Below are 20,645 nucleotides of genomic sequence, written 5' to 3'. Positions count from 1 at the left end.
CAGCCAGAAGTGGACCATGCCCATCCGGGATTGGAAGGCCGCGCTGACCCGCTTTACCATTCAGTTCGGAGACCGCATCTCCGTCAATTGAAGTCCGACCCGTTTACACAAAAATTCGGACACGCCCGGAACAGGAGGCCGAGCACGACATGCTTGTATTCGGCGGCGTCGATCTGGCCGCGCAGGGTGTCGGCGGCCTTCCACAGGGTGTCGGCGTAGGCGAGGTCAGGGTTGGGAGCTTGGGTGTCGGTCATCGTGAATTCTGGCAAATGCAGCCGCTGCCGGGCGCAGTCCACAGACAGCGCTCGGCCAGGCGCGCATGGCTGTGCGCAGCCGTTGCATGCAGCCGGCGATTGTGCCGCACCCGCCAAGCCTATCCCCACGCCTGGTGCTGGTACGTCCGAGGTGCCTGGTATGGACGGCTGCGGCAAAAGCGGGCCTCACCACCGCAGCCCAGTGTCGAAATTGACGGTTGACTGCCGCCCTGGGCTGTGGAGCCTGGGTCTCGCCAGATGGCGAATCAAACACCCGACTTGCGGTAAATGCGCGCCTGTGAGGTCTGCACCGCGCCGGCAGCGCGCCCGTAGGTCACGCCGTCGACCGGCGGCAGCACGCTGGCCGCCTGCTGCGCGGTCAGCGCCTGCACCCGTGCCAACTGGTCGCGCAATCTGCCAAGCTGGGCCGCGGCGGCCTGCACACGTTCGGCCAGGCCTGACGGCCAGCGGCTGCGCTCGGGCGCGGCAGCCAGCGCCTGGGCAAAGGCCTGAGCTGCGTGACGCAGCAGCGCAACGGCGTTTTCAAGCGTCAGCGGGTCGAGCGCCGCCAGCGCGCCCTGCGCCTGGTTCAGCTGTGCCTCGACCTGGGACAGGGTGGATTCAAGCGACATGGGGCGAGTTCAGGTTCGGCTCAAGCTGGCCTCACGCCAGCCGTCCAGGGGAAGGCGCACGCAGCGGAGCGCGGCCGATTGCGGCAAATCAGCCGCGCGTGCTGGAGAGGGTTTCCTGCGCGTTGGCCAGCAGCTTGTCGGCCACGACCTCGGCATTGACCTTGAAGGTGCCGTTCTCGATCGACGCCTTCACGGCCTTGACCTTGTCGGCGTTGAAGTCGGCGCTGCTGCGCGTCACCTGGCTGCTGCGCGCGGTCTGCGACAGCGTGACCGGCACGCCCGCGCCGGCGGCCGCGGCACGCGGCGCGTCCTTGGCGGCGCCGTCTGCCTTGGGGGCCTGGGCCTGCTGCTCGCGTGCGGCCGCTGCCTGCGCGCGCAGGGCGGCGTTGTCCGGGTTGTGTCCTATTTTCATTGCGCTCTCCACCACCCCTTGTTGGAACATGTCGTGGGGCCAGTAGGGTAGTCATCGGCAGCCTGCCGCGCAACTTGAGGTGTTTTCCATCAACCGAGGTCAAACGGGCTAATGCACCCTCGACGGGTCGGTCAGACACCGGCTTGCACCGTTCCATCTTCGGCAACGACTCCCTGGATGATTCGCCCATTGCTCATGCGAATGCGCACATTCTGCCCAGCAGCACCGGCCGTCATGGCCTGGCCGGACGAGGTGACCTCGTAGCCCGGCCCCTGGACGATGATGCGCACCGGCGCGCCGGGTTTGAACAGATTGGGCGCGCGCACCATGTTCTGGCGCAGCGCCTGGCCTGCGCTGAGCGACCGCGCGGCCACCTGCCCCACCCAGGTCTGGGAATTGGCCAGGATGGGGGCGCTCTCCTCGGCCCAGTCGACCTCGGCCTCGACGGCGTCGGCCTCGGTCAGCACCTGGCCGGCGGCGACCGGGCCGGTCAGCACCCAGGCCGGGCCGGTGGCGCTCACCGTCAGCGGCACGAAGACGTTCCAGCGCACGCTGCCCTGCACGCAGCGCAGGCCCAGGCGCGTGCGCCCCCACAGCTGTGCGCCGGCGGGCAGATAGGGCTCGACCTGGTCGCACGGCGCCAGGCGCAGCCGCGGGTCGAGCGCGCCAACGCTGACCTGCATGCGCAGCGGCAGCTGCGCCCCGTCGGTGCGCGCCAGCGCGTCGTCGACCCAGCGCTGGGTCAGCGCCTGCAAATCCTGCACGCCCGCGGCGCTGGTTGCCGCCTGCTGCGCCTGCGCGCCACCGGCCAGCGCCATGCCCACGGCCAGCGACGACAACGCGCGAATCAGCCTTCCGGTGGGGAAAAACGACAACGCCATGGCAATACCTCCTCGTGTGCGCGAAACCAGGATGACTGTAGGGCGCGCAGCGATGCGGCGAAGACGCGAACAGGCGCGCAATTGCCGCTTTCTTCACGCTTTGGCCGGCGGCGGGCGGTTTCCATAATCGACGCACGCCCCAGGCCCGCCGCGGCTCTGGCCCATCGCCCCCTTCATTGCGAGGCCGCCATGCTCGACAAGATGACGCAGAAACTGGACTTCCACGGTCAGGCGCTGCTGCTGCGTGCCGAGCGCCAGCGCGTGCTTGCCAGCAACATTGCCAACGCCGACACGCCAGGCTACGTGGCGCGCGACTTCCCGTTTGCCGACGCGATGCGCGCCGCCCGCGAGAGCAGCGCGCCCAGCACGATGACGGCCGCAAGCGTGAGCGACGCGCGCCACATTCCGCTGCCAGCCGCCACGCGCGGCGGGCGCGGCGACAGCGCACTGGGCTACGGCCTGCAGACCGCGCCGGCGCTGGACCGCAACACCGTGGACATGGACCGCGAGCGCGCTGCCTTCGTGGACAACGCGGTGCACTACGACGCGACGCTGCGCTTCATCAACGGCAACGTGAAGACCATGCTCAGCGCCATCCAGGGCCAGTGACGCGCCAGGCGCGAAAGAGAAAGCGAGCCAGCACCATGTCGATGTTCTCCATCTTCAACGTCTCGGGCAGCGCGATCAGCGCGCAGGCCCAGCGGCTGAACACCGTGGCCAGCAACCTGGCCAACGTCGACGCCGTGGCCGGACCCGACGGCCAGGCCTACAAGGCGCGCCAGGTGGTCTTCCAGACCACGCCGATGGGGCCGGACGGCGCCGCCGGCGTACGCGTGACCTCGATCCAGGAGAGCGACACGCCCGGGCGCAAGGTGCACGACCCGGCGAATCCGCTGGCCGACGCCGAGGGCTACGTCACGCACTCCAACGTCAACGCGGTCGAGGAGATGGTCAACATGATCTCGGCCTCGCGCTCCTACCAGAACAACGTGGAAGTCATGAACACGGCCAAGTCGCTGCTGCTCAAGACCCTGCAGATGGGCCAGTAATTCCATTTCTATATCGATCGAGTACGCGAAGGTGAAGCGCAGACAGTGCCGTAGCACGACAAGCGAAGCCGACAAAGTAATCGGTTGATATGGAAATGGAATAAGCCCTCCTTCACGAAAGGCCGAACACCATGTTCATGACCCCGATCGACACCAGCGCGCTGGACTACGGCGCCAGCACCACCGCCACCACCACGCAGGACGGCACCGACCCGGCGGCGATGCAGGACCGCTTCCTCAAACTCCTGGTCGCGCAGCTGAACAACCAGGACCCGATGAATCCGCTGGACAACGCGCAGATGACCACGCAGATGGCGCAGATCAACACCGTCACCGGCCTGCAGCAGCTCAACCTGACGATGCAGGGCATGGTCGAGGAGTTCTCCACGATGCAGCAGATCCAGGGCATCTCGCTGATCGGCCGCTCGGTGCTGACCGAAGGCAACCGCATGTCCTGGGACGACGGCCAGGCCAAGGGCCACTTTGATCTGTCGGCCTCGGCGCAGGACGTGCAGATCGACATCCTCACGCCCGGCGGCGTGCTGGTCGATACCGTCAAGCTGGGCGCGATGGAGCGCGGCCGCGCAAGCTTTGAATGGGACGGCAGCGACTACAGCGGCAACCACGCCGACCTGCGCTACCAGGTGCGCGCCACCAACGGCGAGAGCGCCGTCGCCAGCACGGCGCTGCAGCAGTCGGACGTGGTCGCCACCGGCTCCAGCGCCGGAGCACTGACGCTGACGCTCTCCAACGGCGACGTCGTCAACTACTTCCGCGTCTACGGCGTGCTGTAACGCCCCACCCACCGAACCGCACCAGGAGCACACCATGGGTTTCCAGCAAGGCCTGTCCGGCCTCAACGCCTCGTCCAAGAACCTGGACGTGATCGGCCACAACATCGCAAACTCCAACACCACCGGCTTCAAGGCCTCGCGCACCGAGTTCGCCGCAATGGTGGCGTCGAGCATCGGCGCGGCCAGCGCCAACAACGCCGGCATCGGCGTGGAGATCGGCGCCATCGCCCAGCAGTTCAGCCAGGGCAACATCACGGTGACCGGCAACAACATGGACGTGGCCATCAACGGCAACGGCTTCTTCACGCTGCAGATGCCGGACGGCTCGCGCGCCTACACGCGCGCCGGCGACTTCAAGCTCGACGACGTGGGCAACGTCGTCACCAACAGCGGCGGCCAGGTCATGGGCTACCCGATCGATCCGGTCACCGGGCTGCGCACCTCCAGCACGCCGGTGCCGCTCACCTTCCCGACGGCCGCGCCCATTCCGGCCAAGCAGACCAGCGCCATCAAGATGGGGCTGAACCTGGACGCGCGCGTCTCCAACGCCCGCGGCGACCCCGGCGCCACGCCCCCGGTGCCGGCCACGCCGCGCACCACCTACGCCACCTCGCTCAACGTCTTCGACAGCCAGGGCGTGGCCACGCCGCTGTCGTTCTACTTCGAGAAGAACGGCGCCAACACCTGGGACATCTACACCGAACTCGATGACCTGACCAGCGCCCCGCCCACCATCCCGTCGGTGGCCGGGCGCGTGGTCTTCGACCAGACCGGCGCCATCACCGGATCGCTGCAGCCGAGCGACCCGGCCAAGACCGGCGGAGTCGACGCCAGCGACTACCCCACCGACTTCACCTACCGCTACAGCGGCCCGGACGCCTCCGGCGTGTGGGCGATCCGCGAGACCACGCTGTCGTTCGCCGACCCGGCGGACGCCTGGGACTTCACCTACTCGGACGCGCCCGCCAACACGCTGGTGTCCTCGGCGCGGCTCAAGGCCGATCTGACGACCGCACCGGGCGCCACCTTCACGCCGCCGCTGCCCGTCAATCCCGGCGACCCGGTGCCGCCGCCGGCGGCGCGCCAGACCTTCGAGCTGGGCCTGACCGTCGACCCCAGCCCGGCCAACCCCAACAGCCCGCCCACCGTCGGCGGCAGCCCGGCGCCCGGCGCATTCCCGGTCACGCTGGACCTGAACCAGGCGACGCAGTACGGCACCAAGTTCGCGATCTCCGAGCAGACGCAGGACGGCTACACCTCGGGCGAGCTGACCGGCATCAACATCGAGAGCAACGGGATGATCATGACGCGCTACTCCAACGGCGTGACGCGTCCCGAGGGCCAGGTGACGCTGGCCACCTTCCGCAACGCCCAGGGCCTGATGGCCGTGGGCGGCAACAACTGGGTGGAGACCTACGAGTCGGGCCAGCCCATCCAGGGCGCGCCCACCGACGGCAACTTCGGTGCGCTGCGCTCGGGGGCGCTTGAGGACTCCAACGTCGACCTGACGGCCGAGCTGGTCAACATGATGACCGCGCAGCGCGCCTACCAGGCCAACGCCCAGACCATCAAGACGCAGGACCAGGTCATGTCCACGCTGGTCAACCTGCGCTGACCCGCGCAGGCCAATCGACTGAGGAAGCAACGCCATGGATCGCCTCATCTACACCTCGATGACCGGTGCCAACGCCGCGGCGCACCGCCAGACGGTGCTCTCGCACAACCTGGCCAACGCGTCGACCAACGGCTTTCGCGCCGAGTTGTCGGCGTTCCGCTCGGTGCCGCTGCAGGGCAGCGGATCGAACACCCGCGTGTTCGCGCTGGAGGCTACCGCCGGCCACTCCGAGGCGCCCGGCCCGGCGCAGACCACCGGCCGCGCGCTGGACGCGATGGCCGTGGGCGGCGCCTGGTTTGCGGTGCAGGGCCTGGACGGCACCGAGGCCTACACCCGCGACGGCGCGATGCAGGTCAGCGCCCAGGGCCAGCTGGTCAACGGCATCGGCCTGCCCATGCTGTCCGACGGCGGCGCGCCGATCGACATCCCCGAGGGCGCGCAGGTCGTGCTGGGCAACGACGGCACGGTGACGGCCAGCGTCGCCGGCCAGCCGCCGCAGCAGATCGGCCGCCTGAAGCTGGCCACACCCGGCGCCGACAACCCACTTGAACGCGGCGACGACGGCCTGTTTCGCGCCGCGGCCGGCGGCGCCCTGCCCGCCGACGCCGGCGCCCAGTTGCGCGCCGGCGTGCTGGAGGGCTCCAACGTCAACGCCGTCGAAAGCATGGTCGGCATGATTGCCGCGGCGCGCCAGTTCGAGCAGCAGATGCGCCTGCTGAGTACCGCCGAGAGCGACGACAAGGCCGCCGGCCGCTTGCTCAGCCTGAGCTGAATTCCAGGAGAGGAAAAACACCATGATGAATTCACTGTGGATCGCCAAGACCGGCATGAGCGCCCAGCAGACCAACCTGGACGTGATCTCGCACAACCTGGCCAACGTCTCGACCACCGGCTACAAGCGCAACAACGCGGTGTTCGAGGACTTGATCTACCAGAACCTGCGCCAGGTCGGCAGCCAGACCACCGAGGAGAACCAGCTGCCCACCGGCCTGCACCTGGGCCTGGGCGTCAACGTCGTCGCCACCGCGCGCAAGTTCACCCAGGGCTCGCTGCAAAAGACCGAGAACAGCCTGGACGTGGCCGTCAACGGCAACGGCTTTTTGGAAGTGCAGCTGCCCGACGGCACCACCGCCTACACGCGCGACGGCTCGCTCAAGCTCGACTCCCAGGGGCGCATCGTCACCTCCACCGGCCTGCCAGTCGCGCCCGGCATCACCGTGCCGGCCGACACCAAGGCGCTCACCATCAGCGAGGACGGCACCGTGAGCGTCACCGTCGCAGGCAACCCGGCGCCGCAGCAGCTCGGGCAGCTGAGCATGTCCAGCTTCATCAACCCCAATGGCCTGGAGCCCGTCGGCGACAACCTGTACCTGGAGAGCGAAGCCTCGGGCGCGCCCCAGCAGGGCCAGCCCGGCACCAACGGCCTGGGCGTGATCCGCCAGGGTTTTCTGGAGGCCTCCAACGTCAACGTCGTCGAGGAGCTGATCAGCATGATCCAGGCGCAGCGCGCCTACGAGATGAATTCCAAGGCAGTGCAGACCAGCGACCAGATGCTGGCCAAGCTCGCGCAGCTGTAATCGCATTCAGAGAATCGCCATGCCCCTCGCCCAATCCGCCACGGCGCGCGCCCCGCGCATCATGCGCCTGCTGCTGGCCGGCGCCGCCGCGCTGCTGGCCGCCGGCTGCGCCAGCATCAACCCGGCGCCGCCGGTGGACGTGCTGCCCACCACACCACCGCCGCCCGCCACGCTGGCGCCGCCCGTGGGCAGCGCGCCGGCCACCGGCAGCCTGTTTCACGCGGCCAGCTACCGCCCGTCGTTCACCGACCAGCGCGCGCGCCTGGTGGGCGACCTGGTGACCATCGAGATCAGCGAGCAGATCGACGCCAAGCAGGACAGCAAGTCCAACGTCGGGCGCAGCTCCGAGACCTCGGGCGGCGTCAGCCTGTTCCCGTTCCTGTCGGCCAAGGCACTGGGCAAGACCAGCATCGGCGCCGAGTACGACAACAGCTTCAACGGCAAGGGCGCGACCAGCAGCAACAACCAGTTCAAGAGCTCGATCACGACCATCGTCAGCGAGGTGCTGCCCAACGGCAACCTGATCATCACCGGTGAGAAGCAGGTGGGCGTGAACCGCAGCGTGGACGTGCTGCGCTTCTCGGGCATCGTCGACCCGCGCTACCTGCGCCGCGACAAGAGCGGCTACGCCGGCAGCGTGATCGACTCGCGCTACGTCGCCAACGTGCGCGTGATCTCGCGCGGCCTGGGCGAGCAGGCCGAGGCCCAGGCCATGGGCTGGCTGGCGCGCGTGTTCAACAGCGTCACGCCGTTCTGAGCGCCATGGCCCGCAGGCCCTTGCCCGCCAGCCTGCCCGCCGCCCTGCTGTGCCTGGGCATGGCGCTGGGCCTTGCGCCCGTGGCACCGCTGCCGGCGCACGCACAGCAGCAGGCGCGCGACTTTCGCGATCCGCAGGCCGCGCCGTTCACGCTGTGGCCCAACATCGCGGTCATTGCCGCGGCCGACCTGGCCGACGACGCCCAGGACCGCCAGCTGTTCGCCGACCTGCACGCCGACAAGGCCGACGCGGAGCAGGCCATCGCCGCGCTGCAGGCACTCGACAGCCTGCAGGGCCACCACCAGGCACGCGCGGGCGCCGAGCTGGGCCGCAGCATCACCACGCAGCTGATGGCCGAGTACGACCGGCTGGCGCGCGCCAATCCCACGGGGCGGCGCAAGCTGCTGTTCGACTACGCCGGCATCACCCCCGCGCTGCTGCAGCGCCCGCTGGCCGTGGACGAGCAGCGGCTGCAGGAGATGCGCGCCCAGGCCGCACGCATCACGCTGGTGGGCTACGTCACCTACACGCGGCTCGATGGCACGCTGGTGCAGGCCACGCTGACGCTGGTCAAGACCAATGGCAGCTCACAAGGCTTCACGGTCACCGTGCCCGCGCAGGTGCTGGGCGAGCAGCTGGCGCGTGCGCTGTTCGACTACTTCGACGGCACGCGCTTTGCGCCGCTGGCCAACCCGCTGGGCGCGGCGCAGTGGCTGATGCCTGCCCCCGGCCACGCCGACACGCTGGTCTCGCGCGAGGCCGCGCAGCGCTTCTGCCAATCACAGGGCGCCGCCCTGCCCACGGCCGGCGAGCTGCAAGGCGCGCAGGCGCTGGGTTTTCACGCCGGCGGCTTGGCGCTGCGCGAAGGCGGCGTCTACCACGTGCAAAGCGGGCTGTACGACGCGGCAGCGGCACTGGCGGACGCAGACCGGCTCAAGCCCAATTTCCTCGCTGGCGTGCCCAACGCCGGCTACTACTGCATTCGCCACCCCGCGCCGCCCACGCGCGCCAGGGCGCGCAAATAGCCCCATCGGCAAAAAGCCCATGGCGCCAGCGCCATGGGCTTTCGTCCCTCTGCATGCGCGCCGGCCAGCGGCGCGGCCCACTCAGCGCGCCGGCTGCAGCCGGGCGGGGCGCAGGCGCAGGCCCTGCACCCACCACACCAGCAGCACCAGCACGATGGCCGGCAGGTAGAACCAGTGCACCGACGGCCGGTCGGTGCGCACCTGCACGTCCAGTACGTCCCAGCCCTGCTCGAAGCCGCCCTTGGCCGCGCGCGAGCCGAACTTGACCACGCCGATCTGCAGCTGGTCGCCCAGCGGCACCAGTTGCAGGCCGGCGTCGGCAATGCGCTTGCGCCCGTCCTCGCCCTGCTTGCCCGCCAGTTGCACTGCCACGGTCTTGCTGCGCTCGTCGCCCTCCAGATTGAAGCCCTGGATGCGCAGCACCAGCCGGCCGTCGGTCGGGCGATCGCGTGCCACGTCGAACACCTGGGCCGCCGGCGCGCTGCGGTATTCGGGCTCGATCCGGTTCATGAACAGGTCGGGGCGAAACAGCAGCACCACGGCCAGCAGCAGGACGAGCGACTCCCACCAGCGGCTCTTGACGCGAAACCAGTTCATCGTCACCGCGGCGAACAGCAGCATGGCGCAGACGCTGGCCACGATGACGCGAACCGCCTCGCCGCCATCCTCGATGTTGAGCATCAAGAGCTGCGGGTTGAAGATCCAGATGAAGGGCAGGATGAGCGTGCGCGAGGCGTAGATGATGCCCTGCATGCCGGTGGCAATCGAGCCAGCGCCCGAGATGGCCGACGCCGCGAAGGTCGCCAGCCCCACGGGTGGCGTGATGTCGGCCATGATCCCGTAATAAAACACGAACATGTGCACCGCGATCAACGGAATCACCATGCCCGACTGCGCGCCCAGCTCGACGACCACCGGCGCCATCAGCGTGGCCACCAGGATGTAGTTGGCCGTCGTCGGCACGCCCAGGCCGATGATCAGACAGGTGACGGCGACGAACAGCAGCATGACGATGACGTTGCCCTGGCTGATGAACTCGACGAACTCGGTCATGCGCAGGCCCAGGCCGGTGAGCGTGATGCCGCCGACGACGATGCCCGCCGTGGCCGTCGCAATGCCGATGCCGATCATGTTGCGCGCGCCGTTGTGAAAGCCCTCGACGACCGCGTCGCCGCCGGCGCGCCACGTACCCGCCTGCGGCCTGCCGCGAAACAGCGCGGTGAGCGGGTGCTGGGTGAGCATCAGCACCGCCAGCGAAGTGACCGCCCAGAAGGCCGACAGCGAGGGCGACATCTGCTCGACCATCAGGCACCACACCAGGATGCCGATCGGCATGATGAAGTGCAGGCCGGCGCGCACCGTCGGCCAGGTGTCGCGCAGGTGGCCGCCTTCGGACGCGCCCTCGATGCTGTCGGGCAGGTCGGGGCAGCGCGCCGACTGCTGGATCGCCACCAGGTACAGCAGCAGCACCGTGGCGCCCACCGCCCAGGGCGTGGCCGCGCCCAGCAGCGCCTTCATCGCGCCGATGGCGTAGTACAGCGCGCCGACGACGATGACGGTGCCCAGCACGCCGAACAGATTGCGCACGATGCGGTCGCGCCAGCCGCGGTGGCGGCGCTGGGCAATGGGCTGCATGCCCATGCGCAGCGCCTCCAGGTGCACGATGTAGAACAGGCCGATGTAGGACAGGATGGCCGGCAGAAAGGCGTGCTTGACAATGTCCGAATACGGCACGCCGACGTACTCGACCATCAGGAACGCCGCCGCGCCCATCACCGGCGGCATGATCTGGCCGTCTATCGACGACATGGTCTCGATCGCGCCGGCCTTGACCGGCCCATAACCCGCCTTCTTCATCAGCGGGATGGTGAAGATGCCGGTGGAGACCACGTTGGCCACCGACGAGCCCGAGATCATGCCGTTGAGCGCCGACGACGCCACCGCCACCTTGGCCGGCCCGCCGCGCAAGTGGCCCAGCGCGGCAAAGCTGACCTGCATCATGTAGTTGCCGCCGCCGCTTCGGTCCAGCAGCGCGCCGAACAGCACGAACACGAAGATGGTCGTGGCCGACACGCCAAGCGCAATGCCGTACACGCCCTCGGTGGTGAGCCACATGTGCGAGAGCATGCGGTTGAGCGATGCGCCCTTGTGCGAGATCACGTCGGGCAGCCACGGCCCGGCCATGCTGTAGGCGATGAACAGCAGCGCGAGCACCGACATCGGCCAGCCGACCGAGCGGCGCGTGGCCTCCAGCAGCAGCGCCAGGCCCAGGCAGGCAACCGCAATGTCCATCGCCGTGGGCGCGCCCGGGCGCGTCGCCAGCTGCGCGTAGAACAGCATGATGTAGGCTGCGGCAAACGCGCCGACGGCGGCCATCAGCCAGTCCTGAACCGGCACGTAGGCGCGCGGCGAGCGCGGCGTCGCCGGCCAGGCGGTGAACGCCAGGAACATCGCGAACGCCAGGTGGATGGCGCGCGCCTCGGTGTCGTTGAGGATGCCGAAACCCAGCGCGAACGGCAGCGGCGACGCGTACCAGTACTGGAACAGCGCCCAGCACAGCGCGACGCTGAAGATGATGTATTTGGTCAGGCCCTGGGGCTTGCGGCCACCGGTATCGGTGTCGGCCACCAGTTCCTGCAGGGCCTCGGGGGCCTTGTCCATTTCAGAGGCCATGGCGCTCTCCTGCGGTGCAACAAAAAAGGGGCGAAGCGGGCGGCTTCGCCCCTGCGGGCGGTTTGGGTTTCAATCCCCGGATTTACTGGATCCAGCCCTTTTCCTTGTAGTAGCGCGCAGCGCCGTCGTGCAGCGGAGCCGACAGGCCGTCCTTGACCATGCTCTCGGGCGTCAGGTGGGCCAGCGCCGGGTGCAGCTTCTTGAATTCGTCGAAATTGTCGAACACCGCCTTGGTCACCGCGTAGACCGTGTCCGCCGGTGTCTTGGCCGAGGCAACCACGGTGGCCAGCACGCCAAAGGTGTCGGTGGCCTTCGGGTTGTTCGGATACAGGCCGGCCGGGATGGTCACCTTGGCGTAATAGGGCTTTTCGGCCACCAGCTTGTCGACCGCGGGGCCGGTCATCGTCACCAGCTGCGCGCCGCAGGTCGTCGTCGGATCCTGGATGTTGGCGCTGGGGTGGCCCACGCCGTACAGAAAGCCATCGATCTTGCCGTCGCACAGCGCCGGGCCGTGCTCGTCGGCCTTGAGCTCGGAGGCCAGCGAGAAGTCCGACAGCTTCCAGCCCATCGCGGCCAGCAGTTCCTCGGCCGACGAGCGCGTGCCCGAGCCGGGGTTGCCGACGTTGAAGCGCTTGCCCTTGAAGTCCGTGAACTGGGTGATGCCCGCGTCCTTGCGCGCGAGCACGGTGATCGGCTCGGGGTGCACCGCAAACACGGCGCGCAGGTCGCCGATCGGGCCGTCCTTGAACTGACCCACGCCCTTGACCGCGTTGTACTGGACGTCCGACTGGGTGAAGCCCAGGTCGAGCTCGCCGGCCTTGATGGTGTTGACGTTGAAGACCGAGCCGCCGGTGGACTCCACCGAGCAGCGCAGGCCGTTGGTGGCGCGATCCTTGTTGACCAGGCGGCAGATGGCGCCGCCGGCGGCGTAGTACACGCCGGTCACGCCGCCGGTGCCGATCGTGACGAATTTGGTTTGCGCCAGCGCCGGCGCGCCGCCCAGCGCGGCGCAGGCCAGTGCCACGGGGGCGAGGATCTGGGTGGTGATTTTCAGGGCCGATTTGACGTGCATGCAGGTCTCCTTGTCGTTGGGTCAATGGGCGAAGAAAGAATTGAGTCTAGTGTCTTGCGCAGATGGTTTTTACAAAAACAGACGTTTGAACAGACGATTGGCTTGGGGCGGCACCGCAGGGCGGTGGTGTTGCGGCCGGGATTTCACCTCCCGGTCAGGGCGCAAGTGCCGCCTGCAATGCGTCCTGCAAGCGCCCGACGATGGTGTCCAGCTGGGCGTCGGTGGAAACAAAAGGTGGCGCCAGCAACACGTGGTCACCATAGCGGCCATCCACCGTGCCCCCCATGGGATAAACCAGCAAGCCGCGCGCGAACGCCTCGGCCTTGATGCGCGCATGCAGCTTGCGCTCGGGGTCGAACGGCGTCTTGCCCGCGCGCTCGCTCACCAGCTCCACGCCCCAGAACAGCCCGCGTCCGCGGATGTCGCCCACATGGGGGTGATCGCCCAGGGCCTGGCGCAGGCTGCCGCCCAGGTGCTCGCCCGCCACGCGCACGCGCGCCAGCAGCCCGTCGCGCTCGATCACGCGCTGCACCGCCAGCGCCGCCGCGCAGGCCACCGGATGGCCCAGATAGGTGTGGCCATGCTGGAAGAAGCCGCTGCCGGCCGACATGGCCTCGACGATCCTGCCCTGGGCCAGCACCGCACCAATCGGCTGGTAGCCGCCGCCCAGGCCCTTGGCAATCGTCATCAGGTCGGGCACGACGCCGTCCTGCTCGCAGGCGTGCAGCGTGCCGGTGCGGCCCATGCCGCACATCACTTCGTCGAGGATGAGCAGCACGCCATGGCGGTCGCACACCTCGCGCACCGCCTTGAAATAGCCCGGCACCGGCGTGAGCACGCCGGCCGTCGCGCCGCCCACGGTCTCGGCGACGAAGGCAATCACCTGGTCTGCGCCGATGCGCACGATGGCCTCGTCGAGCTCACGCGCCAGGCGCTGGCCGTATTGCTCGGGCGTCTCGTCGCCCCGCTGCTCGCGGTAGGGGTAGCAGGGCGCGACATGCTCCACGTCGATCAGCAGCGGCGCGAACTGCGCGCGCCGCCAGGCATTGCCGCCGACGGCGAGCGCCCCCAGCGTGTTGCCGTGGTAGCTCTGGCGCCGCGCAATGAAGCGGCTGCGCTGGGGTTGACCGATCTCGACGAAGTACTGGCGCGCCATCTTCAGCGCCGCCTCCACCGCCTCCGATCCGCCGCTGACGAAGTAGGCATGGCTCATGCCCGCCGGCGCGGTGCGCACCAGCTGATCGGCCAGCTCCTCTGCCACCTCGGTGGTGAAAAAGCTGGTGTGCGCGTAGGCCAGCCGGTCGATCTGCGCGTGCATCGCCGCCAGCACGTCGGGGTGGCCGTGGCCCAGGCAGGAGACGGCCGCACCGCCCGAGGCGTCGATGTAGTCGCGGCCCGCGGCGTCGCGCAGGTAAATGCCCCGCCCGCCGACGGCGCGCGGCGGCAGGCGATGCAGGTGGCGGTGGATGACGTGGGTTTCGCTCATGGCCTGTCTCTATCTACGGATGCGGGGCGCAGCGCCGCCGCACAACAACACAAGAGCGCCCAGTGTGGGCGCCGCGCCGCAGCCGGGCCAATGCTTTTTTGCCCGGCACCCATGCCCTGTATTTATGTTGCACGGCAGCATGGGCTAGGGCCTGTTAACGCTATTTTTGGCGGTGCGAACATACTCAGAACGGCGTCAATCGAGACGTGCGACGCAGCCCAGACCGGGTGTCTGGGCAAGGAGCGCAACGAAGAGTGGCACCGTTCTGAGTATGTTCCCTTCGGGTTGCGATCAAAAGGGCCATCGCCGGCGTTGCCAGCCTTGCCAAGGGTGGCTACCTTGGCTGCGGCTGGCGCCTTGGCGAGTGGCCCTTTTGATCACAACGCATCCGTCAAAAATAGCGTTAACAGGCCCTAATGCGCCGCCATGATTTTTGGTCATGGCCGTCCGTGCAAACGGCATGAGCGCGGGCGCGCCGGCGCGCCTACAGTCACGTCCATGCACACCACCGATTCATCTCCCCGGCAGGTCTGCGTGCTGGGCGCCGGCATCGTCGGCCTGGCCACGGCCTGGGAGCTGGCGCAGGCCGGCATGCAGGTCACGGTCGTCGACCGCGCCGCGCCCGGCCAGGGCACGAGCGGCGCCAACGGCGCGCAGCTGAGCTATGCCTATGTGCAGCCGCTGGCCGACCCGTCCATCTGGCTGCAGCTGCCCCACCTGTTGCTGGCCAAGGATTCGCCGCTGAGCCTGCGCCTGCGCCTGGACCCCTGGCAGTGGGCCTGGGGCCTGCGCTTTCTGGCGGCGTGCCGCGCCAGCGTGTCAGCGCGCACGACGGCCCGCCTGCTGCAGCTGGCGGCAGAGAGCCGTGCCGCATTCGACGCGTTTCGCGCCGCTGCCGCGGTCGACTGTGATTTTTCCGCCACCGGCAAGCTGGTGCTCTACACCAGCGAGGCGGCATTTGCCGCGGCGCGCCGCCAGCTGGCACTGCAGCAGGCCATGGGCACCCGGCAAAGCGCGGTGTCGGCGAGCGACTGCGTCGCCATCGAGCCGGCGCTGGCGCACTACGCGCCGCGCGTGGCCGGCGCCATCCACACGCCGGGCGAGTGCGCGGTGGACTGCCACGCGCTGTGCCTGGCGCTGGCCGAGCGGCTGCGCCAGCGTGGCGTGCAATTCGTCACCGGCCAGGCCGTCGAGCGGCTGCAGCTGCGCGGCGGCCGCATTGCCGGCGCGCAGCTGGCCGACGGCCGCGTGCTGCAGGCCGACGCCTTCGTGCTGGCGCTGGGCACGGGCACGCCGGCGCTGCTGCGCCCCCTGGGCCTGGGCGTGGCGTGGCAGGTGCCGGTCTACCCGCTCAAGGGCTACAGCATCACCGCGGCAACGCTCGCCCAGGGTGACGGCGCGCCGCGCGTAAGCGTGACCGACGCGGCGCGCAAGGTGGTGTTTGCCCGCCTGGGACAGCGCCTGCGCGTGGCCGGCATGGCCGAGCTGGCCGGCGAGGACTGGTCGATTGCACCCGCACGCATCACCGCGCTGCAGGCCACGGCGCGCGACGTGTTCCCGCAGGGCGGCGACTACGCGCAGGCCGACGCCTGGGCCGGGCTGCGCCCGGCCACGCCGCTGGGCGAACCGGTGATCGGACGCCTGTCCGGCGCGCCCGGCAATCTGTACCTGAACACCGGCCACGGCGCGCTGGGATTGACGCTGGCCTTTGGCAGCGCACAAAGGATGGCTCGGCTCATTGGCCAGCGCCGCCCAACGTCTGCTGCAGCGCCTGCTGCATGCAGCGCGTGAACGCCCGCATCGCCAGCGACGGTGCCCGCGCCCGTGCGCGCAGCGCGTGCACCTCGGTGTTCAGCGCCGGCGCCAACGCCAGCACGTCCACGCGCGAGCGATCGGCCGCCACGGCGGTGCAGCCCTCGACCAGCGCCACGCCCACGCCCTGCTGCGCCAGCGCCAGCGCGACGTGGTAGGTCTGCACCGAGACCACCTCGCTCAGCCCCGTCTGCTGCTCGCGCAGCGCCGCGTCCAGCGCGCGCCCCAGCGGGTCGCTGCGGTCGATGCCGATCACCGGCAGCTGCGCCAGCTGCGCCAGCGCCACCGCGCCTGCGCGCACCACGGCCGGCGCCAGCATGCCCTTGGGCGCGACGCAGACCACCGGTTGCTGCGCCAGCCGCTCGGCCACCAGCGCGGGGTTGGCGGCCAGGCTGAAGACATAGCCCAGGTCGGCCTCCTGCAGCACCAGCGCGGCAATGACCTGGGGCGAATGCAGCGTCTGGTGCTGCACCAGCACCTGCGGGTGGCGCTGGCGAAACAGCTGCACCGCGCGCGGAAACACGTCCAGCCCCAGGCCGGGGACGGTGAGCACGCGCAGCATGCCCTGGCCATGGCCCGCCTTCAGGCTGGCCGACAGGCGCTGCACGTCGCCCAACTGGGCAAACAGGCGCTCGACGTGCGGGAACAGCGCCTGCGCCTCGGGCGTGGGCTGCAGCCGCCCGCCATCGCGCAGAAACAGCGCAAAGCCCAGCTGCAGCTCGGCGTGCTGCAGCGTGCGGCTGACGGCCGGCTGCGTCACGCTGAGCATGCGCGCCGCACCGCTGACGCTGCCGGTGAGCATGATGGCGTGAAAAACTTCGATGTGGCGCAGTCGCATGGCCGCCGATTATGGGTGCCGCGCCCCCTACACTTGCTCCATGTTGCGCTGGCTGATCGTCGTCTTCGTCGCCTTGGTGGTCATCGAGGGGCTTGCACCCTGGCTGCGCCGCTGGGGACTGGGGCGGCTGCCCGGCGACCTGAACTTCCGGCTGTTCGGCCGCCAGTGGAGCATTCCGCTGGCCAGCACCGTGCTGCTGAGCCTGGCCGTCGGCCTGGCGATCAAATGGCTGTAGCCCTCTGCCTCCCCTGAAATCCCCATGTTCGAAGCCCACGCCCTGACCGCTACCGGCAAGCCCGCGCAATACCGCGAACTGCTGCAGCAGGCGCAGGCCATGCTGCACGGCGAGACCAGCCTGGTCGCCAACGCGGCCAATCTTTCCGCGCTGGTCTTTCACGCGCTGCCGGGCATCAACTGGTGCGGCTTCTACTTCTTTGACGGGCGCGAGCTCGTCGTCGACCCCTTCCAGGGCCGGCCCGCCTGCGTGCGCATCGCGCTGGGCCGGGGCGTGTGCGGCACGGCCGCCGCCACGCGCACGGTGCAGGTGGTGCAAGACGTCGATGCGTTCGACGGCCACATCGCCTGCGACAGCGCCTCGCGCTCGGAGATCGTCGTGCCGCTGGTGCGCGCCGACGGCACGCTGCTGGGCGTATGGGACGTCGACAGCCCGCAGCTGGCGTCCTTCGACCCCGAGGACGCCGCCGGCATGCAGGCGCTGTGCGACGCCTTCACGCGCAGCCTGGCGTAAACCAGCTACGCCACGCCACGCGCAGGCTGCGGCGTGCGCCTGCGCTCGGCGACAGTTGTTGTCAATCCTGCTGGCGATTTGCGGGCACAGTACACCCATCCTTCTGGCTGGAGACTGCCCATGCTTGTCCTGTTTGGCCCTTTGGTCATCGGCATGATGGCCGGGCTGCTCACCTGCGCGCTCAAGGCGCAGCACGATGCGCTGAGCCGCGCCATGGCCTGCCTGCTGGGCATTTGCGGCGCGTTCGCCGCCACTTTCTTCGGCCAGCTGTTTGGCTGGTACCAGCCCAGCGACGCCGCCAGCTGGGGCGCCGCGGCGCTTGGCGCCGCCGCTCTGCTGCTAATCTTCGCGCTGTCATGGCGCTCGCGCGCACCCTGAGCCACGCCGGCTCCGCGCGATTTTTGTCTTCCATCGCAACAGGACTGCATCCATGTTTTCTCTTCTTGGCACCCTCGTCGTCGGCCTCGTCGTCGGCCTGATTGCACGCGCACTCAAACCCGGCGACGACGCGCTGGGCTGGATCATGACCTGCGTGCTGGGCGTCGCCGGCTCGTTTGCCGCCACCTTTCTCGGCCAGGCCGTCGGCTGGTACCACGCCGGAGAGGCGGCCGGCTGGATCGGCTCCATCGTTGGTGCGGTGTTGCTGCTGTTCGTCGCCGGCTGGATCAAGCGCAAAAGCTGATCGCAGCGCGTATTGAACCTGAATCCGGCAGTTGGATGCGCCCGCCAATACCGTGATGGGCGTGCCAAGCAAGGCGCGAGGACGCAGCGCACTCTTGTGCGCAAGGATGAGCAACGCCGCATGGCGCGGCCAGCGCGGTGCTGGTGGGTGCATAGCACTGCCACCTGACAGGTAAACCCTATCGAAGCCAAAAAAGTCAAACCCCATAAGGTGCTATCGAACTTCACAAACGGCCAACTGCCGGATTCAGGTTTAACGCAACGACAAAAAAGCCTGGCGGGCCAAAACCCGCCAGGCTTTTTGCTGGGGCACGCGCCCCTTCAGCGCTGCGCCTTGACCTGATCGGCCGTAACCTGCTTGGCCTGGTTGCCCCAGGAGACGCGCTCGTGGTTGGCGATGTCGGCCACGTCGGCGTCGCTGAGCGCACCGCCGAACGGCGGCATCGGGCTGGGGTAGGTCACACCGTCGATCACCGCACCGCTCGATCCGTGCAGGATGGTGCGGATGTGCTGGGTCGGGTCGGCGGCGAGCACCGCCGGGTTCTTGACCAGCGGCGGGAAGGCGCCCGCCAGGCCCGCGCCATTGGCCTGGTGGCAGGCCGCGCAGGTGCTGGCGTACAGCTGGGCGCCGCGCTCGGGGTCGAACTTGTAGGGGCCCGCGGCCGCAGCGGGCGCTGGCGCAGGAGCCGCGGCTGCATGGCCCTCGATCTTGGAGATCTGCGGCTTGCCCAGTTCCTGGCCCGGCTCGCGGATGTCGAGCACGCCGGCCGCACCCTTGTCCAGGTGGGCGAAAGAGTGGTCGACGAAGACGTATTCGCCGGCGTCGGGGATCACCACGTCGAACACGATGCCCTCGCCCGGCCCGACGCTGTAGGTGGACACGCCACTGAGCGCATGCGCCGGATTGCCGTCCGGGTAGACCTTGTCGAAGATCGCGCCGATCACGTGGAAGGCGCTCCACAGGCTGGGGCCGGCGTTGACCATGTACAGGCGCACGCGCTCGTTGGGGCGCGCGGTCAGCGGGTGGTGCTGGTACTGGAAGGCAATGCCGTTGAACGCGACGATGTCGGGCTGGATGCGCTGCATCTTGCCAAAGTCCGGCCCCATCAGGGTGCCGGCGATCTGCTGCGTGTACCACTCGCTTTGCACCAGCACGTATTCCTTGTCGGCCTTGGGGCGCGGGTCGTCGACGGGGTCGACGATGATGGCGCCGTACATGCCGTTGGCCATGTGCAGCAGCACCGGAGGCGTGCCGCAGTGGTAGACGAAGGTGCCGGGCACCTTGGCCTCGAAGGTGAACTCGATCTGCTCGCCCGGCATGATGTCGGCAAAGCTGGTGTTGGGCGGCGTGAACGCCGAGTGGAAGTCGATCGAGTGGTGCATCGACGCCTTGTTGGCCAGCACTACCTTGACCATCTGGCCCTGCTTGACGTGCAGCGTCGGGCCGGGCACCGAACCGCCGAACGGCCAGGCCTGGTAGGTGACGCCGCTGGCAATCTCCACCGCCTCGTCGGTTACGTCGATGTGCAGCGTCACCTCCTTGCCGTCGGTCAGCGGCGGCAGCGTGGCGTCAAACGGCTTCTTGACCGGCTCCTTGCTCATCAGCTGCAGTGGCGAGACCGCTGCTGCGGCCGCCGCCGGCGTGGGCGCCTGCACGTTCAGGCTGCTGTGCAGCCCGGCGACGAGGAAGAACACCACGGCGGCCACGCCCAGCAGAATGCCGGTCTGCGCCCACCAGGACACGCGCGGCGCATCCGACAGCCGGCGCTCGCGCCAGGCCGAGATCCAGCTCCAGCCGGGCCACTTCTGCTCCAGGAAATAGTCGACGCTGTAGGGGCTGGTGCCGCTGCGGTGGTTGATCGCGATCAGCACCGCGAAGATCAGCACATAGGTCAGGCCCACGCCGGTGTTGGACGCGCCAATCGTGTACGGCCCGCCAAAGCCGCCCGCGGTGCTCCAGATCAAGAGGCTGTAGAGCGCGCCGATGACGTAGACCGTGCGCCGGGCAAAGCCGAACAGCAGCGCCAGCGCCAGCAGCGTCGTCGCCAGCCGCGTGAGCCACAGGAACACGCCGGCGTTGGGCTCGACCAGATCGATCCAGGTGTTGAACCACCAGGCCGACCAGGCGGGCTGGCCTTCGGCGGCGTTGCGCAGATAGCCCACGTAGTTGGCCGAGAAGCCGGGCATCCAGGTGAAGGCCGCGTTGACCATCCAGATGATGCCGAACGCCACGCGCAGCGAGGCGCTGGCCAGCGCCGGCCAGGCGTTGGCGTGGGTTTCGGAGTCGGTTTGCGTGGACATGTCGTTCCCTCGTTTTTTTGGACGCCAGCGGCGATGGA

Annotated in this window: 21 protein-coding genes and 1 pseudogene; 13 read left to right on the top strand and 9 right to left on the bottom strand. The window is 68.9% G+C overall.

Features of this window, described 5'->3' with window-relative positions:
• Positions 1 to 128: 128 nt before the first annotated feature.
• The 4 genes and pseudogenes from ABD767_RS03995 to flgA all read right to left on the bottom strand — a co-directional run.
• A pseudogene (locus ABD767_RS03995) lies at positions 129 to 254 on the bottom strand (type I restriction-modification system subunit M N-terminal domain-containing protein); the annotation flags it as partial.
• Between the two features lie 266 nt (positions 255 to 520).
• Entirely contained in the window at positions 521 to 886 is a 366-nt protein-coding gene (locus ABD767_RS03990) for a hypothetical protein (protein ID WP_344868342.1), read from the bottom strand.
• A gap of 88 nt (positions 887 to 974) precedes the next feature.
• A complete protein-coding gene (gene flgM / locus ABD767_RS03985; protein ID WP_344868340.1) occupies positions 975 to 1,298 on the bottom strand; it encodes a flagellar biosynthesis anti-sigma factor FlgM in 324 nt (107 codons plus the stop codon).
• Between the two features lie 131 nt (positions 1,299 to 1,429).
• Positions 1,430 to 2,179, bottom strand: coding sequence for a flagellar basal body P-ring formation chaperone FlgA (gene flgA, locus ABD767_RS03980; RefSeq protein ID WP_425549888.1), 750 nt, complete (start codon positions 2,177 to 2,179; stop codon positions 1,430 to 1,432).
• A 189-nt stretch (positions 2,180 to 2,368) separates the two neighbouring features.
• On the opposite strand from flgA, the gene flgB reads away from it, so the two are divergent.
• From flgB to ABD767_RS03940, 8 genes are all read left to right on the top strand, one after another.
• A complete protein-coding gene (gene flgB, locus ABD767_RS03975; protein ID WP_344868337.1) occupies positions 2,369 to 2,788 on the top strand; it encodes a flagellar basal body rod protein FlgB in 420 nt (139 codons plus the stop codon).
• 35 nt (positions 2,789 to 2,823) lie between these two features.
• Positions 2,824 to 3,228 carry a flagellar basal body rod protein FlgC gene (gene flgC, locus ABD767_RS03970; RefSeq protein WP_344868335.1) on the top strand — a complete coding sequence of 135 codons (405 nt, stop codon included), beginning with the start codon at positions 2,824 to 2,826 and terminating at the stop codon, positions 3,226 to 3,228.
• 131 nt (positions 3,229 to 3,359) lie between these two features.
• Positions 3,360 to 4,022 carry a flagellar hook capping FlgD N-terminal domain-containing protein gene (locus tag ABD767_RS03965; protein WP_103046249.1) on the top strand — a complete coding sequence of 221 codons (663 nt, stop codon included), beginning with the start codon at positions 3,360 to 3,362 and terminating at the stop codon, positions 4,020 to 4,022.
• 34 nt (positions 4,023 to 4,056) lie between these two features.
• Positions 4,057 to 5,637, top strand: coding sequence for a flagellar hook-basal body complex protein (locus ABD767_RS03960; protein ID WP_103046248.1), 1,581 nt, complete (start codon positions 4,057 to 4,059; stop codon positions 5,635 to 5,637).
• A gap of 34 nt (positions 5,638 to 5,671) precedes the next feature.
• A complete protein-coding gene (locus ABD767_RS03955) occupies positions 5,672 to 6,409 on the top strand; it encodes a flagellar basal body rod protein FlgF (RefSeq protein ID WP_103046247.1) in 738 nt (245 codons plus the stop codon).
• A gap of 22 nt (positions 6,410 to 6,431) precedes the next feature.
• Positions 6,432 to 7,214, top strand: coding sequence for a flagellar basal-body rod protein FlgG (gene flgG, locus ABD767_RS03950; RefSeq protein WP_103046246.1), 783 nt, complete (start codon positions 6,432 to 6,434; stop codon positions 7,212 to 7,214).
• A 19-nt stretch (positions 7,215 to 7,233) separates the two neighbouring features.
• A complete protein-coding gene (locus tag ABD767_RS03945) occupies positions 7,234 to 7,971 on the top strand; it encodes a flagellar basal body L-ring protein FlgH (protein ID WP_103046245.1) in 738 nt (245 codons plus the stop codon).
• Positions 7,972 to 7,976: 5 nt separating this feature from the next.
• Positions 7,977 to 8,996 (top strand): hypothetical protein, encoded by a 1,020-nt coding sequence (locus ABD767_RS03940; RefSeq protein ID WP_344868329.1) that lies wholly within the window; start codon positions 7,977 to 7,979, stop codon positions 8,994 to 8,996.
• A gap of 81 nt (positions 8,997 to 9,077) precedes the next feature.
• Here ABD767_RS03940 and ABD767_RS03935 read toward each other — a convergent pair whose 3' ends face one another.
• From ABD767_RS03935 to ABD767_RS03925, 3 genes are all read right to left on the bottom strand, one after another.
• Positions 9,078 to 11,669: a TRAP transporter permease gene (locus ABD767_RS03935; RefSeq protein WP_344868327.1), complete on the bottom strand. Its 2,592-nt coding sequence runs from the start codon at positions 11,667 to 11,669 to the stop codon at positions 9,078 to 9,080.
• Positions 11,670 to 11,751: 82 nt separating this feature from the next.
• The gene (locus ABD767_RS03930) at positions 11,752 to 12,741 is read right to left on the bottom strand and encodes a TAXI family TRAP transporter solute-binding subunit (RefSeq protein WP_103046242.1); all 990 of its coding nucleotides are present in this window, start codon (positions 12,739 to 12,741) and stop codon (positions 11,752 to 11,754) included.
• 154 nt (positions 12,742 to 12,895) lie between these two features.
• Complete coding sequence (locus ABD767_RS03925) at positions 12,896 to 14,227, bottom strand: aspartate aminotransferase family protein (RefSeq protein WP_344868324.1); 1,332 nt, start codon at positions 14,225 to 14,227, stop codon at positions 12,896 to 12,898.
• A gap of 498 nt (positions 14,228 to 14,725) precedes the next feature.
• On the opposite strand from ABD767_RS03925, the gene ABD767_RS03920 reads away from it, so the two are divergent.
• Positions 14,726 to 16,018 (top strand): D-amino acid dehydrogenase, encoded by a 1,293-nt coding sequence (locus tag ABD767_RS03920; protein ID WP_344868322.1) that lies wholly within the window; start codon positions 14,726 to 14,728, stop codon positions 16,016 to 16,018.
• Here the strand turns inward: ABD767_RS03920 and ABD767_RS03915 are convergent.
• Complete coding sequence (locus ABD767_RS03915; RefSeq protein ID WP_103045986.1) at positions 15,963 to 16,877, bottom strand: LysR substrate-binding domain-containing protein; 915 nt, start codon at positions 16,875 to 16,877, stop codon at positions 15,963 to 15,965. The genes ABD767_RS03920 and ABD767_RS03915 overlap by 56 nt on opposite strands.
• 40 nt (positions 16,878 to 16,917) lie before the next feature.
• Here ABD767_RS03915 and ABD767_RS03910 point away from each other — a divergent pair, with 40 nt between their 5' ends.
• The 4 genes from ABD767_RS03910 to ABD767_RS03895 all read left to right on the top strand — a co-directional run bounded on the left by ABD767_RS03910 (position 16,918) and on the right by ABD767_RS03895 (position 18,307).
• Positions 16,918 to 17,112 carry a DUF2905 family protein gene (locus ABD767_RS03910; RefSeq protein WP_103045987.1) on the top strand — a complete coding sequence of 65 codons (195 nt, stop codon included), beginning with the start codon at positions 16,918 to 16,920 and terminating at the stop codon, positions 17,110 to 17,112.
• A gap of 24 nt (positions 17,113 to 17,136) precedes the next feature.
• Positions 17,137 to 17,625: a GAF domain-containing protein gene (locus tag ABD767_RS03905; RefSeq protein ID WP_344868317.1), complete on the top strand. Its 489-nt coding sequence runs from the start codon at positions 17,137 to 17,139 to the stop codon at positions 17,623 to 17,625.
• 120 nt (positions 17,626 to 17,745) lie between these two features.
• On the top strand, positions 17,746 to 18,003 hold the full coding sequence (locus tag ABD767_RS03900) for a GlsB/YeaQ/YmgE family stress response membrane protein (protein ID WP_103045989.1): 258 nt from the start codon (positions 17,746 to 17,748) through the stop codon (positions 18,001 to 18,003).
• A gap of 52 nt (positions 18,004 to 18,055) precedes the next feature.
• A complete protein-coding gene (locus tag ABD767_RS03895) occupies positions 18,056 to 18,307 on the top strand; it encodes a GlsB/YeaQ/YmgE family stress response membrane protein (RefSeq protein ID WP_103045990.1) in 252 nt (83 codons plus the stop codon).
• Between the two features lie 320 nt (positions 18,308 to 18,627).
• Here ABD767_RS03895 and ABD767_RS03890 read toward each other — a convergent pair whose 3' ends face one another.
• The gene (locus ABD767_RS03890; RefSeq protein ID WP_103045991.1) at positions 18,628 to 20,607 is read right to left on the bottom strand and encodes a multicopper oxidase domain-containing protein; all 1,980 of its coding nucleotides are present in this window, start codon (positions 20,605 to 20,607) and stop codon (positions 18,628 to 18,630) included.
• Positions 20,608 to 20,645 lie beyond the last annotated feature (38 nt).

It is taken from the genome of Comamonas faecalis (assembly GCF_039538025.1).
Classification (GTDB): Bacteria; Pseudomonadota; Gammaproteobacteria; order Burkholderiales; family Burkholderiaceae_C; genus Comamonas_C; species Comamonas_C faecalis.
The sequence above is the reverse complement of the archived record's forward strand: the minus strand, read 5'-3'. Positions and strand labels throughout refer to the sequence as shown.